The organism is Bowmanella dokdonensis, from assembly GCF_017254865.1.
GTDB classification, from domain to species: domain Bacteria; phylum Pseudomonadota; class Gammaproteobacteria; order Enterobacterales; family Alteromonadaceae; genus Bowmanella; species Bowmanella dokdonensis.
The window spans coordinates 51,512-64,622 of the sequence record NZ_JAFKCV010000002.1 but is presented as its reverse complement, the minus strand read 5'-3'; the positions used below and the strand labels follow the sequence as shown (position 1 = coordinate 64,622).

Genomic DNA, 13,111 nt, shown 5'->3' with positions numbered 1-13,111 from the left:
GCCTTTTTCCGTCTGATCGGTTACTGGTCATGGTCCTGTTTATCCTCTTCCTGTTCTTTTTGCTCTTCCCGTTGCTGCTGCTTCTGCGCCGCCGATTTGGCCGGCGGGCCGCCTGGATCCAGACCCGGGGGCTCCGATCCTTCATTGGCGGGACCATAACGTCCCCGATGGCTGGACAACACTACGGTGCCGATCATGGTAGCCAGCAGGGCAATGCCGGCGGATTCGAACACCAGCATGGAGTCCCCCAGCAATTCCCTGCCCAGGGAACGTACCGGATCGAGATCCGCGGGAGCCGGATTGGCTGGGAACTCACCGTAAACCGCTACCAGCGATAAACCGGTAAAAACAGCGAAACCGAGCAGAGCAGCCACCCATGGCTGATGCACCATATTCATGGGATTCAGGCCGGCCGGATTCATCATAAACATGACCATAAAGAGGGCCATCACCATCATTTCAACGGCCATCATGAAAAACAGCGCCGTACCCAGATAGACTGCAGCCAGCAGTAACATGATGACGCCCACCGCCAAAAAAGAGATCAGCAGCAGGAAAGAAGCCCGAACCATGGAGTCCGTTCTGAATACCCGCCACCCGGAAAAGACCGCGATGGCCGCGCACAGATAGAAGGTAATGTCGGTCCAGATGCCTACCATAGGGCCAGTGCTCCCGCCCAGATAAGATCCACAAAGGACAGGGGTAACAGCAGTACCCAGGCAACACTGATAAACTTATCCGGTGTCATAACAGGCAGGTTATGGCCCATCCACAGCAGGATCAGCAGCACCAGCGTCGCCTTTAACACCAGCCAAAGCGGGCCGGGGAGCCAGGGCCCCAGCCAGCCGCCGAGAAAAACGGTGGCGGCCATAAAGGAAAAAGCGACCAGCATGGCGTAACGGGCCAGTTGCCAGACCAGGCGGGAAGCGCCTGATTGATCTGCGGATATCCCCCGATCCAGATCAGGCGAGCTGGCGAAATCGAGCGGCCCCCAGAAAGTCAGCCCCAGGCCGACAATCAGAAACAGCGGCAATCCCATTGGCTGGCGTAGCACATTCCATATTTCCCGTTGCGACTCCACCACAGCGCTCAGTTGCAATGATTCGGCCGGCAGGGCCACCCCAATCAGCACAAACATGCTGACGAGCATGTAGGACAGGCCGAGGGAAACGTAACGATAGGCGCCAAGCAGCGGTAAATGGGCATTGGCGGACCAGCCGCAGAGGAAAATCACCACAGTGGCAAGCACTTCCACGGCACCCCAAAGCACCATGCCGGTGACCAGATCAGCGGGAATAAAGTCAGCCGACCAAGGGACTACCGCAAGGCCCAGCGCGGCCAAGGCGAAATACAAAGCCGGTGCCAGGCGAAGGTTAAGTCTGTCTGGATGCTCGGTGATCACCGATTGCTGACTCAAGGCAAGTCCCAGCCGGTACAGTGGCGCCAGCGGATTCAGGGACCGCCTCAGACTCATCTGTTTGCCAAGTGCACTGGTGGCGTGGTGCAGATAATCCACTACCCCCGCGCCCAGGATAAGCGTTATCAGCACTACAAAAATGGGCAACAGCAGTTCGTTCAGGATCATTGCCATCCGCCCTCCCTTGTTGCGCCCGCCACCGGCAGGCTGGCCAGAGTCATCAGGGCTTCACGCCATTCCATGCCTGGCAGCAGGCTCTGCAACATCTCGCTGTGATCCTTGGGGGCCTGTCGCTTGGTTAACCTGCCCACCGGAGTTTCAATCTCCTCATGGGTTAACATAACCTCTTCCCGTCCTGCCTTTGCTGCCAGGGCGATGGCCTGGTGAACTTCAGCAAACAATTGCAAGCGGCGACTTTGCACATCCCCTTTATCCTGACAGGAAACGGTGAATCCCAGGGCCTGATATGGCTTGCTTGTGCTGCGAGCATCCTCCTGCATGCCACAGGCGCGCCCCACATAACCGCCCATAAGGTTTGCCTGTTGGGCATCGAGTTCACCGATACCGGCACCCAGGGCAAAAAATCCACGCTTTCTCAGGTGCTTCTCAAGGGATCCGACTTGTTTTTGCAAAGCTCCCAGCCCGGCTTGCGTTATGCAGGGCAGGGGACCGGCCAGGCGCAGGGTACGCACAGCCGCACAGTCCAGTCCGTCCAGCGCCATCATTCTGGCCAGTCGCTGCAGATGAACCCGTACGCGCCAGATTTCCAGATCTGCCAGTGGGGTATCTTGGTGCAGGGCGCGGACAAAAACCGACGGCAGAGCAGTAGGGAAGGGAGGCGATTCCACCTGCCACTTTAGGATGACGTCACCCTGCAGGCTGACGCTGGCCATCAGCCCAGCGGGCAGCCCGTGGTAAAAAGGCCCCACGGAAAACTCAAGGGCATCCAGCATCAGCCCGTCACGCAGGTCGGCCTCCATCATTGCCATGGGGCGGCCATAGGGTTTGCCTCCCATCATACCTTCCCCCCCCTGGCCATGATCCCCTTTACCTTGCCAGGGGGCAGGGGGCCTATCCGGATTGAGGTCCGGCTCGCTTTGCCGTTTTCCACTTAAAAGCTGCTTTTGTGTTTCCTTGATCCGCTGTGGCAGATCCTCAGCACTCGCCACCAATGTCTGAGGTGACGGGGCCCTTTTGGCAGCGATAAATTCAAAACAAGGCTGTCCGCCACACCAAAGGGTGGCTCGCGGGTGGGGAAGTTGATCATGAATGATGGCCAGGCTCTGTGACTGTTCCACTGGAATCTGCCCGGTAACCACTAACAGGCTGGCGTGACGCGGAGTAAACACCAGCTTGATACGACCGGTCTGCCAGAGCATATCCTGAATTTCGTCTGGCTCATCCTTGCCGGATGCCACAAATACGGGGACGGAGGCACGGGCAGCCAGCCGCTGCCAAAGGCTTACTGCCATCTGAAGACCCCTTCCCGCCAGGCATAGACAATACCCAGCGCGAGTATGGTCAGGAACATACCCATTTCCATCAGCGCCTTGATGCCTTCGGCCACATAGACCACCGCCCATGGATACATGAACATCATCTCCATTTCGAAGGCAATCAGCAGCAGGGCCATGGGGTAGTAGCGAACATGAAAGCGGCACCAGGCATGGCTCGAGAGGTCGCCGCCCCCTGAGTAGGGCCGGGCTTGGGGGTAGGAGGAATGATTACGTCTCAGGCATTTTTCCAATGCCAGAATAAGCACAGCGGCGATAAGCGGGATGAGTAGCAGGTTTGCCAGATCCAAGTGTGTCCCTCCTTTTTCTGTGACTACCAAGCATTTTTTATTCCGGGGTGAAAGTACCGAAATTCAGGCATCGCAGTTCGATTTTCGTTCGGTCAGGAAGCAGCAGGGGTAATTTTTACAGAGCACAGAGATATTATTGACACGCGGTTTATTATGAATCATGTTTGGCACTCAAAATAACCATTATCAATGCCCATGGAATTAACCGAGATCATCTTCGCCCAGCGCCAGAGACTTGCGTTTATCGACTTCTGTTTGATGTTTCGCGGCCACCTGACCCGCCATGATCTGCTGAAGCGGTTCCAGGTGGGGCTGTCGGCCGGTTCCCGAGATTTCAATCTGTATAAATCCCTGGCGCCGGACAACCTTATTTATGACCTGGCGCTAAAACGCTATCTGCAAACCCAGACATTCAGACCACTGTTTGAGCATGATGCGCGCAAAACCCTGATGAAACTGGCCAATGATATTTCCGATGGTTTCGACGCCATTGGCGATATACGTTTTCCGGTGGAAGCACCCAGTCAGCTCAATGTACCGGACATTTTTGTGGTGGCCCGCCTGGTGCAGGCCATCCTCAACAGCAAGCCGGTAAGTATTATCTATACGTCGCTGAGCAGTGGTTCAGGGGCGCGGGAAATCGTGCCCCACAGCATTGTGGATAACGGCCTGCGATGGCATGTGAGGGCCTATGATCGCAAATCAGACGCGTTCCGTGATTTTGTCCTGACCCGCATCGCCAAGGCTACCTTGCTGGCAGGGGAGGGACAGCCGGGCGAGGATAAACAGGACGATCACCAGTGGGTCAGGATGATGCCGTTGCATCTGATTCCCCATCCGCACAATGTAAAGTATCCCACTGCCATAGAAATGGATTACGGCATGGAAAACGGGCGTCTGAAGATAACAGTACGGGCGGCTATGGCCGGCTACCTGCTGCGTCGCTGGAATGTGGATTGCACCGCCAGCGCCGGACTGAGGGGGCCGGAATACCAACTCTACCTGGAGAACCGCCAGACGCTTTATGGGGCGGAAAATCTGGCTATTGCACCTGGTTACCTGGCTGACTGTTAATGGCGTTTCGACAGAGACGCAGTAGGGAGTCAGGTAAAGCCGTATCTGACCCGGGCAAGGCAGATAACTGCCAATCATGGCGCCACATGCAGTAGAATGCAGCCAGTTGATTGGTTGAGGAAAGTTGACGTGAGCTTGCATTGGTTTCCGGGGCACATGCACAAAGCCCTGAAAGAGATAAAGGAATCGCTAAATCAGGTGGATATCCTGATTGAAGTGCTGGATGCGCGCATCCCCTATTCGAGTGAAAACCCCGAAATTGCCAGGATCCGCGGCGATAAACCCTGCCTGAAAGTTCTCAACAAGTTCGATCTGGCCGATCCGGACATTACGGCGCAGTGGCAGGCCCACCTTGAGTCTGAGCGTGGGGTAACCACCCTTACCACCTCCAACGGCAATCCGGCTAACAGCAAGCAGATCATACAGCTAATTCGTAGCGCCTGTGCGCAAAAGGCGGCTTCAGTCAAATCCATCAACGCGATGATCACCGGCATTCCCAATGTGGGTAAGTCGACCCTGATCAATATCCTTGCCGAGCGTACCATTGCCAAAACCGGCAATGAGCCTGCGATCACCAAAAGCCAGCAGCGCATTAACCTGGGCAGCGGCATTGTGTTGTACGACACGCCGGGGGTGCTGTGGCCCAAGATAGAGAATCCTAATTCCATCTACCGACTGGCGGCTTCCGGAGCGGTGAAAAACACGGCGATGGAATATGATGATGTGGGCTTCTATGCGGCCGATTATCTGATTAAGGCCTATCCGCAGTTGATGAAAGAACGCTTTAAGCTGGAGGAGCTACCTGATACCGAGTTGGCTTTCTTAGAGGCGGCAGCCAAAAAGCGCGGCGCGTTGATGAGCGGTGGCCGGGTTAACTTGCACAAGATCTGCGAGGTGCTGCTCAACGAACTTCAATCCGGCAAACTGGGCAGAATCAGCCTGGAGACACCGGCGATGGTCGCTGAAGAGAAAATTGAGATGGCCGAAGCCGCCGCCAAAAAGATCGCCGACAAGGCCAGGCGTAAGCAAAAGTTTAAAGACGGCTCACTCACCCCCGAAAAGCAGGATCGCAAAGAAAAACGCACCGAGAAGCGTGAGGCGCAGAGTAAAAGGATGAAGCAGGGGCGCTAACTTTCCCCGAATGCCAGCGCCAACGCCTCTGCCACCCGAATACCATCGATGCCCGCCGACCAGATACCGCCTGCATAGCCGGCCCCTTCACCGGCCGGGTACAGGCCCCGCACATTGACGCTCTGGTAATCCTCGCCACGCTTGATACAGACAGGAGAAGAGGTGCGGGTTTCCACCCCGGTCAGCAAACCGTCGGCTTTGGCAAAGCCTTTAATCTGCCGCTCAAAGGCGGGAATGGCCTCGCGAATGGCCTGGGTCACATAATCCGGCACTACCTTGCTTAAATCGGTCAGGGTCACGCCCGGCGTATAGGAGGGTTTGACCTCACCCAGCTCCGTGCTGGGTTTGCCGGCCAGAAAATCACCAATTAACTGGGCCGGGGCATGATAGTTCTCACCGCCGGCATGAAACGCCAGTTCTTCCAGGCGGCGTTGCAGTTCGATACCTGCCAGGGGATGGCCAGGGTAGTCCTGCTCAGGGGTGATACCTACCACAATGGCGCTGTTGGCATTACGCTCATGGCGTGAATACTGGCTCATGCCGTTGGTGACGACCCGGCCGGGCTCTGAGGCGGCAGCCACAACCGTACCGCCCGGGCACATACAAAAGCTGTACACTGAACGGCCATTCTTGCAGTGGTGCACCAACTTATAGTCGGCGGCCCCTAAAATAGGATTGCCTGCGTTATCACCGAAGCGGCAACGGTCGATCATGCTTTGTTCGTGCTCTATACGAAATCCGATGGAAAAAGGCTTGGCCTCCATGTAAACGCCTTGTTCATAAAGAGCGGCAAAGGTGTCGCGGGCACTGTGTCCGAGAGCCAGAATCACCTGCCGGCATGCCAGATACCCGCCGCCGGACAAATGTAACCCTTTGATTTGGTAGCCATCGTTCTGCCGGTCAAGATCCAGTTTTTCGACCCGGGTGCTGAAGCGGATTTCTCCGCCCAGGGAGAGGATCTGCTCACGCATTTTTTCCACCATACTGACCAGCTTAAAGGTGCCGATATGGGGTTTACTCACATACATGATCTCTTCGGGGGCGCCGGCGGCAACAAATTCGTGCAGTACCTTTCGGCCGTAGTGTTTACGATCTTTCACCTGGCTGTACAGTTTACCATCAGAGAAAGTGCCGGCACCGCCTTCACCAAACTGCACATTGGATTCCGGATTCAGGGGCTGTTTGCGCCAGAAGCCGAAGGTGTCTTTGGTGCGCTCACGAACGGCCTTGCCGCGCTCCAGTACTATGGGTTTAAAACCCATCTGTGCCAGAATCAGGGCGGCAAACAAGCCACAGGGACCCAGGCCCACCACCACGGGTCTGTGGCTGAGTTCACTGGGAGCCTGGGCAACAAACTGATAGCGCATATCAGGGGTTACGCGTACCGACTGATCGTCTGAAAATTGTGCTAATAAGGCTGCCTGGTCCCTTACCTCCACATCCAGGGTATAGATAAATTGGATGTCTTTATTGTTACGTGCGTCGTAACCACGTTTGAACAAATCGAAGGAAATCAGCCGGCCTTTGTCTATATTGAGCTTGCTTAAAACGGCCTGCTCCAGGGCGTGTTCATCGTGATCCAGGGGTAACTTAATATCCGTCAAACGCAACATAATAGACTCTCGTAAACTCGCCGGACGGCCGTTCCGCCAGGGCGGGGTATTTTAAAACAGCGGGTTGCCTATAGATAGGGAAACTGACCCGGTCAGGGTGAAAGACACTTGAGATTTAACCGGGCTACTTTACACTTGCCGGCATTATCGCTGATGAAGACGCTCCGATGACCTTTGTAGTGACCGACAACTGCATAAAATGCAAATACACTGACTGTGTGGCTGTTTGCCCGGTGGATGCGTTTTTTGAGGGGCCGAACTTTCTGGTCATTGCCCCGGAAATCTGTATCGACTGCGCTTTATGTGTGCCGGAATGCCCGGCTGAGGCAATTTTTCAGGACACCGAACTGCCGCCTGACCAGGCGGAATTTCTGCCCATCAACGCCCAGCTGTGCCGGGAATGGCCAAATATTACCGAACTGAAAGCCCCGCCAGAGGATGCCGACCAGTGGAACGGTGTGGCGGATAAACTGCCGCTGCTGGAGCGCTAGCAGGGCTACGGGAGCGGTGTCAGCCTTTGAATCCCTTGGCCACCAGATAGACTTCCCGGGAGCGGGGGCGCGAAGCAGCGGGTTTACGCACCAGGACTTTGTCAAAGGAGCTGCGTACGTCTTTAACATACTCTTCATAGCCCACGCCCTGAAACACCTTGGCACAGAAGCAACCGCCTGGTTTGAGTACGTTACGGGACATATCCAGAGCCAGCTCCACCAGATGCATTGAGGCATACTGATCGGTGGTTTTAACGCCACTCTGATTAGGGGCCATATCTGAGATCACCACATCCACTTTATTGTCGCCCAGGGCTTGCAGGATCTGCTCGTAAACCGCTTCCTCGGTAAAATCCCCCTGGATAAAGTCCACTCCGATAATGCTGTCCATAGGCAGGATATCGGAGGCAATCAGTCGCCCTGAATCGCCGACTATCGGCGCTACCACCTGCGACCAGCCGCCGGGGGCGCTGCCCAGATCCATCACCACGCTGCCGGGGCGAAACAGCTTGTCCTTCTCATTGATTTCCAGCAGCTTATAACTGGCCCGGGATCGGTAGCCGTCGACCTGTGCCTTTTTGACGTAGGGATCGTTGACGTGTTCGTCCATCCATTTTTTACTGGTTTTTGATCGGGCCATGGCTGAGTCTGCTGCTTATAACGCTGAAAACGGCGCTTATTGTAAGCCCGCAGACCGGCTTTGCAAGTTCCCGCCGCGCGCTTTTTGCCTGACTTAAAGGGGGCAGGGCGATACAATCCACCCCACCGAAGAACTGTATCCCCACTGGCAAGCATGGGCTGAGTAGTATCACGGCATCGGTTTTTCTCAATTACCCTGTGCTTAAAAGAATAAAGGCAAGCTGCAATGAAACTGGACGACGTTAAAAAGCTCCATCAGAAAAAATATCGCGCCCAACTGGGCTGCTACCTGGTGGAAGGAGAGCACCTGATTCTTGAGCTGGCCAAAGCGGCAAAAACTCAGCCGGGTCTGAACAATACCGTGCTGTATGTAACACAAAAGTATCAGCAATGGGCAGGGCAATTGGATAGCCAATTCACGCTGGTTACCCTTAATGACAGGCAAATGGCCCATATCAGCGACACAAAAACGCCCCAGGGGATTATTGCCTGCGTACCCCTGCCGGATTTAACCCGCCCGGCAGTTGCTCCTGGCCAGGCCAAACGTTGTGTCTATCTGCACGAAATACAGGATCCGGGCAATTTGGGTACCATATTACGAACCCTGGCCTGGTTTGGCGGTTTTCGCTTGTTGCTCAGTCCCAACAGCGTCGATCCTTTTAATCCAAAAGTGGTCCGGGCCAGCATGGGCGCCATCTTCCATGTACCCCTGGAGCTGGAGGTGGAACTCAGCCAATTGCCAAACCGCTTTAACAGATTTGCTTACCTCGATATGCAGGGGACCCGTATCAACAGAAGCGAATTTTTTAATTACGACTGTTATCTGTTTGGTAACGAAGCCCGCGGCGTGCCCACCGAGGCCTTGGCAGGATTTAAGGCCGATGCTTTTACAATCCAGGGTAGCGGCCATATTGACTCACTGAATCTGGCCAGCGCCGTCAGTATTTGTATGTACCAGTTGTCGGTTTAGCGGCCAGATGCTGAGCCGCACCAAGCGGCTCACACCACCAGTAATATTTTGAAGCTACCGCTAAAATTGTGACCTGTCACAACACCCTCATTGCACACAAGCAACAACTTCTTTAGAGTGGAAGCCACCGATTCCACATGTGACATGTCACAATAAATATGACTTCCAGACCACCATCACAGACTCAAATCGAAAATCCGGAGAAAAGGCTCTGGCAGAAGTTTGTTGGTACCGGGCTGCTTGAAAAGGCCATTAAACCGGCAGATTTCATTGTGCCGGATGCCAACCTGCCGGATTTGGGGAGAACGGATCCGGCTGAGGCCATGAAGCAGCTAAAAGGGTTGCTGGTTGCGCCATGCTATACACGCTTAAATGCCAAATGGCGTAAGTATAAGCAGCGCTATTTAAGCAATCTGACCAGCCTGACCATTAAGAGCCAGACCCTGGACCGGCTTCGGGCCTTCGCAGTTAATGCCGGGCTGAATGGGGACAATTACGATCTGGTGCTGGAGTATCTGCTGGACCCGGAAGAAAAGCTGGAGAGCGCCAAACAGGCAGTAGCCGAAATGCCAAGTGGCCTGGATAACCAGGACCAGGGCAAGTTGCTGCTGGCCAAGCTCAATCTGCGACCATCCAGTCAGCGATATCTGCTCAGCCAACTTAAGCACAGTTTCAATCAGGGCTGGCTGGCCTGCAAGCAAACCAAAAAGCGCACGGTACAAACCCGTGACCAGGCTAGTGAGGAGTATATGCGCATCATCACCGGAATCTCTGAAGTTAAGGATGCCGGAGCAACAGAGAGATAGCCGCCTCAGATAAACCTGAATTCGTTACAAAACCAATCAGACTTGAGGGAGCTTCGGCTCCCATTCTAGAGACTATGCATATTCCTGTAATGTATATTATGTTAAATGCAATATGTTGATATTGAGCGTACTAATGGAAATGTGTGTATTTACTTAAAACATGTCCCCTTCTTGGTTTTTAGTGCTTAACTGAGACGAGACTTTGGCCGGTGTTGGATGCTGCTACGCGAAATCTGAGCAATTGTGTTAAGCAATCCTCCGGCAGATTTCCTGTAGGAAGTTACTCAGATCCCGGCAGCGCACCTTGCGAATTGTGCACCCATGGTTTAACACTTAATGGGACTTCAACCTGTTCTATCAGCCGTATGCAGGATCCCACGACTCAGGGCTGGAACATGGAATATCTATTCGTACATTTCTCTGCCGATATCCAGGCGCATGTTTTGCTGGATGACACAGATATCGGCCTGGTAAACAAGACGCTGCGTGTCAGCGCCGGTTTTCATACCATCACTTTGAAAACGGACTTCACCTTTTATCCCTGTCTGCATGAAATCCTGATAGATAACACCAGTTACGACTGTCCCCTTGAGATCACTTTCCTCGACAAGGATCCTCATTCGCCATGAAACACGCAGCGGTTTTATTGTTTCTAAGCCTGTTGCTTGGCGGCTGCGCGCAGTTCCACCATGCAAAACCGCTGGCGCAATACGATCCAAGCCAGGGCTATAGATATGATCAGGTGGAACGTATCAATCCCGACAATTCTGAAGATTTGTTCATCATTCTGGCATTTTCAGGCGGGGGCACCCGTGCGGCTGCACTTTCATACGGGGTGCTAGAAGCCTTTAGAGATACCACCATAGACTGGCATGGCCAGGAAAAGCGCCTGCTGGATGAAGTGGATATCATCAGTTCAGTATCGGGGGGCAGTTTTACCGCAGCGTACTACGGGCTTTATCGCGATGGCGTATTCGGTCCGGGGTTTACTGATGGTTTCCTGTATAAGGACATTGAATGGGAATTGACCAAGGAACTGCTCAATCCACTTAACTGGTTCAGACTGGCCAGCTTTGAGTATGGCCGCTCGGATCTGGCTTTTGATTACTATCAGCGGGAGTTATTTGGCCAGCGCAGCTATCAGGCCATGCTGGAGTTGGGCAAACCCTTTGTGATGGTCAATGGTACCGATATGACCACCGGCGGCCAGTTTCCTTTTGTTCAGGATCAGTTTGATCTGCTGTGCAGCGATTTGTTGAGTCTGCCGGTGGCCAGAGCTGTGGCCACCTCTTCGGCTTTTCCGGGCTTACTGACTCCCCTTACCTACCAGAATCATGCTCTGAACCCGGGCTGCGCTTACCGGGAGCCATTGTGGGTCACTAATGCAGCCAAGAGTCAGTTGCTCAATCCGCAAAATTACCAGATGGTGGACCGGCGGCGCTCCTACTATGCCCCCGCATCCTTTGAACCCGAACGACCTTATATCCACCTGATGGACGGGGGCGTGGCAGATAACCTGGGCCTGCGCTCTGTGCTGTTTGCGCTGGAGAATAATGGCGTCAGCTACAGTATTCTTAAGCGTTTCAACCAGGAGAAGATCAGTAAATTTGTGGTGATAGTGGTGGATGCCGCCACCGACCCGACCACGGACTTGGATCAGAGTGCCAGTGTGCCGGGCTTTGTAACATCCATTTTGACGGCGGCCACCAAACCGCTGGACAATTACAGCTTTGATACCCTAAGCGCTTTGCGGCTTGCCGTGCGTGAGTTCGATAGGGAGGCTGAGCCCCGAGCGCGTTGCAACACTGTCTACTGTGCCGATATCTACCTCACCCACGTGAGTTTTAACCATGTGGCCGATGAAGCTCAGCGCTACTATCTGAAGAACCTGCCCACCAACTTTAATCTACCGGCCAGGGATGTGGACCTGTTGATCCGCACAGGCCGACAATTACTGAATCAGAGCGAAAGTTTCCGGAAGCTTCTCACCGACCTTAAACCCGAGTAAGTTCAGGGTCACCCCATTGTTTATGTTACAAAATCAATCTGTTTGCTTGTGGTGTTTGCTCGTCAGAGTGAGCCTGACCAGGCGGTCATCCAGATCCCGGGCCAGCAGTTCGCTCTTATGGCGGTTTTTGCCGCGGATCTGATCCAGATGGGCAATCAGTTCATCAATGGCTTCGGCATAACGTTCAGGCACCCGTTTTACCTGTGTCTTTCCCCGCCAGGCCTTGCGCCCTGCCCCTTTTCTGGCGCCACCGCGCTTTTTCGGCAGCTCCATGCCCAGCCAATCCAGTTGTTCTTCTTTTCTCATCGGTACTGCAGTCTGCTCGTTTGGACGTACATCTACCCTGAAAGCGTTACATTATCAATGAGATTTGACCTGAATGCTCATAAATTGAGCTGCCAAGGCTGAAGAGAATGAAATTGTTGCGCAAGGATTGAAATTTCTATACCAATCACGGCTGTGTGCACCACCCTAACTGTTTCGACCCTGCGATGCTGCTATCCAGGCAATCTTGGCATGTCCATTGAATAAGCTTCCATGCATACCCAATCGGATTGGGGCCTTTTAGCAACAGAAGGAAAACATCATGACAAAATTAGGTTTACTGGCTCTTTCGACCATGAGCGTCACATTGATTGCCTGTGCAGGTAACGACTTGGAGAAGATAGGCAGTACGTTCGGAAGCCTGGATAATGACCATGACGGCTATATTTCCAAGGAAGAAGCCGATGATGATGAGATCTGGGAGCATTTCGCCATGATTGACGGCAATACAGATGGTGAAATCAGCAGAGCGGAATTCAATGCCTACATGCAGGCCAATGCGGGTCTGGTGGCTGAAGACCAGGATGTGGTCGATTCGGCAAAAGACGCAAAGGTGGCCAAGCTTGACCCCATTGAGCATGACTTCGCCACCCTGGATGAGGATGAGAATGGCTATATTTCATTGGAAGAAGCCGACGACAATCAAATTGAAAAACACTTTGGTTATGTGGACTCAAACAGAGACAGCCGAGTGAGTCGTCTGGAATATCAGGCCTATGTAAGGCGTTGATTGGTATAAGCCTTTATATGATTTCCCTTCCAGCATGCCATCAGTTCCCGGTGGCTTTTTCGCCGGCTGTTTGAATTCGGCCGGCTTTCATCTTTCCCGACTCA

Annotated in this window: 15 protein-coding genes; 8 read left to right on the top strand and 7 right to left on the bottom strand. The window is 53.8% G+C overall.

Annotated elements, in window-relative coordinates; genetic code table 11:
- Positions 1 to 20: 20 nt before the first annotated feature.
- The 4 genes from J0A66_RS03485 to J0A66_RS03470 are packed head-to-tail and all read right to left on the bottom strand — an operon-like array spanning position 21 to position 3,221.
- Positions 21 to 659, bottom strand: coding sequence for an NADH-quinone oxidoreductase subunit J family protein (locus J0A66_RS03485; RefSeq protein ID WP_206572405.1), 639 nt, complete (start codon positions 657 to 659; stop codon positions 21 to 23).
- Positions 653 to 1,591, bottom strand: a complete 939-nt coding sequence (locus J0A66_RS03480; RefSeq protein ID WP_241264006.1) for an NADH-quinone oxidoreductase subunit H — start codon at positions 1,589 to 1,591, stop codon at positions 653 to 655. The genes J0A66_RS03485 and J0A66_RS03480 overlap by 7 nt, the downstream gene beginning before the upstream one ends.
- A complete protein-coding gene (locus tag J0A66_RS03475) occupies positions 1,582 to 2,889 on the bottom strand; it encodes an NADH-quinone oxidoreductase subunit D-related protein (protein WP_206572404.1) in 1,308 nt (435 codons plus the stop codon). The genes J0A66_RS03480 and J0A66_RS03475 overlap by 10 nt, the downstream gene beginning before the upstream one ends.
- Complete coding sequence (locus J0A66_RS03470; protein ID WP_206572403.1) at positions 2,880 to 3,221, bottom strand: NADH-quinone oxidoreductase subunit A; 342 nt, start codon at positions 3,219 to 3,221, stop codon at positions 2,880 to 2,882. Before J0A66_RS03470 ends, J0A66_RS03475 begins: the two co-directional genes overlap by 10 nt.
- Positions 3,222 to 3,416: 195 nt before the next feature.
- Between J0A66_RS03470 and J0A66_RS03465 the strand changes: the two genes are divergently transcribed.
- Both J0A66_RS03465 and ylqF read left to right on the top strand, forming a co-directional pair.
- Positions 3,417 to 4,295: a WYL domain-containing protein gene (locus tag J0A66_RS03465; protein WP_206572402.1), complete on the top strand. Its 879-nt coding sequence runs from the start codon at positions 3,417 to 3,419 to the stop codon at positions 4,293 to 4,295.
- A 129-nt stretch (positions 4,296 to 4,424) separates the two neighbouring features.
- Entirely contained in the window at positions 4,425 to 5,426 is a 1,002-nt protein-coding gene (gene ylqF, locus J0A66_RS03460; RefSeq protein WP_206572401.1) for a ribosome biogenesis GTPase YlqF, read from the top strand.
- Here ylqF and J0A66_RS03455 read toward each other — a convergent pair.
- Entirely contained in the window at positions 5,423 to 7,039 is a 1,617-nt protein-coding gene (locus tag J0A66_RS03455; protein WP_206572400.1) for an NAD(P)/FAD-dependent oxidoreductase, read from the bottom strand. The genes ylqF and J0A66_RS03455 overlap by 4 nt on opposite strands.
- 167 nt (positions 7,040 to 7,206) lie before the next feature.
- Here J0A66_RS03455 and fdxA point away from each other — a divergent pair, with 167 nt between their 5' ends.
- Positions 7,207 to 7,530: a ferredoxin FdxA gene (gene fdxA, locus J0A66_RS03450; protein ID WP_206572399.1), complete on the top strand. Its 324-nt coding sequence runs from the start codon at positions 7,207 to 7,209 to the stop codon at positions 7,528 to 7,530.
- A 19-nt stretch (positions 7,531 to 7,549) separates the two neighbouring features.
- Here the strand turns inward: fdxA and rlmE are convergent, their stop codons facing one another.
- Positions 7,550 to 8,170 (bottom strand): 23S rRNA (uridine(2552)-2'-O)-methyltransferase RlmE, encoded by a 621-nt coding sequence (rlmE, locus tag J0A66_RS03445; protein ID WP_206572398.1) that lies wholly within the window; start codon positions 8,168 to 8,170, stop codon positions 7,550 to 7,552.
- Positions 8,171 to 8,395: 225 nt separating this feature from the next.
- Between rlmE and J0A66_RS03440 the strand changes: the two genes are divergently transcribed.
- The 4 genes from J0A66_RS03440 (at position 8,396) to J0A66_RS03425 (ending at position 11,953) form a co-directional block, all read left to right on the top strand.
- Positions 8,396 to 9,139 (top strand): TrmH family RNA methyltransferase, encoded by a 744-nt coding sequence (locus tag J0A66_RS03440; RefSeq protein ID WP_206572397.1) that lies wholly within the window; start codon positions 8,396 to 8,398, stop codon positions 9,137 to 9,139.
- 158 nt (positions 9,140 to 9,297) lie between these two features.
- Positions 9,298 to 9,945, top strand: a complete 648-nt coding sequence (locus J0A66_RS03435; protein ID WP_206572396.1) for a hypothetical protein — start codon at positions 9,298 to 9,300, stop codon at positions 9,943 to 9,945.
- Positions 9,946 to 10,340: 395 nt separating this feature from the next.
- Entirely contained in the window at positions 10,341 to 10,574 is a 234-nt protein-coding gene (locus J0A66_RS03430; protein ID WP_206572395.1) for a hypothetical protein, read from the top strand.
- A complete protein-coding gene (locus J0A66_RS03425) occupies positions 10,571 to 11,953 on the top strand; it encodes a patatin-like phospholipase family protein (protein ID WP_206572394.1) in 1,383 nt (460 codons plus the stop codon). The genes J0A66_RS03430 and J0A66_RS03425 overlap by 4 nt, the downstream gene beginning before the upstream one ends.
- 33 nt (positions 11,954 to 11,986) lie before the next feature.
- Here the strand turns inward: J0A66_RS03425 and J0A66_RS03420 are convergent, their stop codons facing one another.
- Positions 11,987 to 12,259 (bottom strand): hypothetical protein, encoded by a 273-nt coding sequence (locus J0A66_RS03420; protein ID WP_206572393.1) that lies wholly within the window; start codon positions 12,257 to 12,259, stop codon positions 11,987 to 11,989.
- A 280-nt stretch (positions 12,260 to 12,539) separates the two neighbouring features.
- On the opposite strand from J0A66_RS03420, the gene J0A66_RS03415 reads away from it, so the two are divergent.
- A complete protein-coding gene (locus J0A66_RS03415; RefSeq protein WP_206572392.1) occupies positions 12,540 to 13,007 on the top strand; it encodes an EF-hand domain-containing protein in 468 nt (155 codons plus the stop codon).
- Positions 13,008 to 13,111: the final 104 nt, after the last annotated feature.

Coding starts and splice junctions, on each gene's coding strand:
- J0A66_RS03485 (WP_206572405.1), bottom strand. CDS start 659: ATGGTAGGCATCTGGACCGACATTACCTTCTATCTGTGCGCGGCCATC.
- J0A66_RS03480 (WP_241264006.1), bottom strand. CDS start 1,591: ATGGCAATGATCCTGAACGAACTGCTGTTGCCCATTTTTGTAGTGCTG.
- J0A66_RS03475 (WP_206572404.1), bottom strand. CDS start 2,889: ATGGCAGTAAGCCTTTGGCAGCGGCTGGCTGCCCGTGCCTCCGTCCCC.
- J0A66_RS03465 (WP_206572402.1), top strand. CDS start 3,417: ATGGAATTAACCGAGATCATCTTCGCCCAGCGCCAGAGACTTGCGTTT.
- J0A66_RS03455 (WP_206572400.1), bottom strand. CDS start 7,039: ATGTTGCGTTTGACGGATATTAAGTTACCCCTGGATCACGATGAACAC.
- fdxA (WP_206572399.1), top strand. CDS start 7,207: ATGACCTTTGTAGTGACCGACAACTGCATAAAATGCAAATACACTGAC.
- rlmE (WP_206572398.1), bottom strand. CDS start 8,170: ATGGCCCGATCAAAAACCAGTAAAAAATGGATGGACGAACACGTCAAC.
- J0A66_RS03440 (WP_206572397.1), top strand. CDS start 8,396: ATGAAACTGGACGACGTTAAAAAGCTCCATCAGAAAAAATATCGCGCC.
- J0A66_RS03435 (WP_206572396.1), top strand. CDS start 9,298: ATGACTTCCAGACCACCATCACAGACTCAAATCGAAAATCCGGAGAAA.
- J0A66_RS03430 (WP_206572395.1), top strand. CDS start 10,341: ATGGAATATCTATTCGTACATTTCTCTGCCGATATCCAGGCGCATGTT.
- J0A66_RS03425 (WP_206572394.1), top strand. CDS start 10,571: ATGAAACACGCAGCGGTTTTATTGTTTCTAAGCCTGTTGCTTGGCGGC.
- J0A66_RS03420 (WP_206572393.1), bottom strand. CDS start 12,259: ATGAGAAAAGAAGAACAACTGGATTGGCTGGGCATGGAGCTGCCGAAA.
- J0A66_RS03415 (WP_206572392.1), top strand. CDS start 12,540: ATGACAAAATTAGGTTTACTGGCTCTTTCGACCATGAGCGTCACATTG.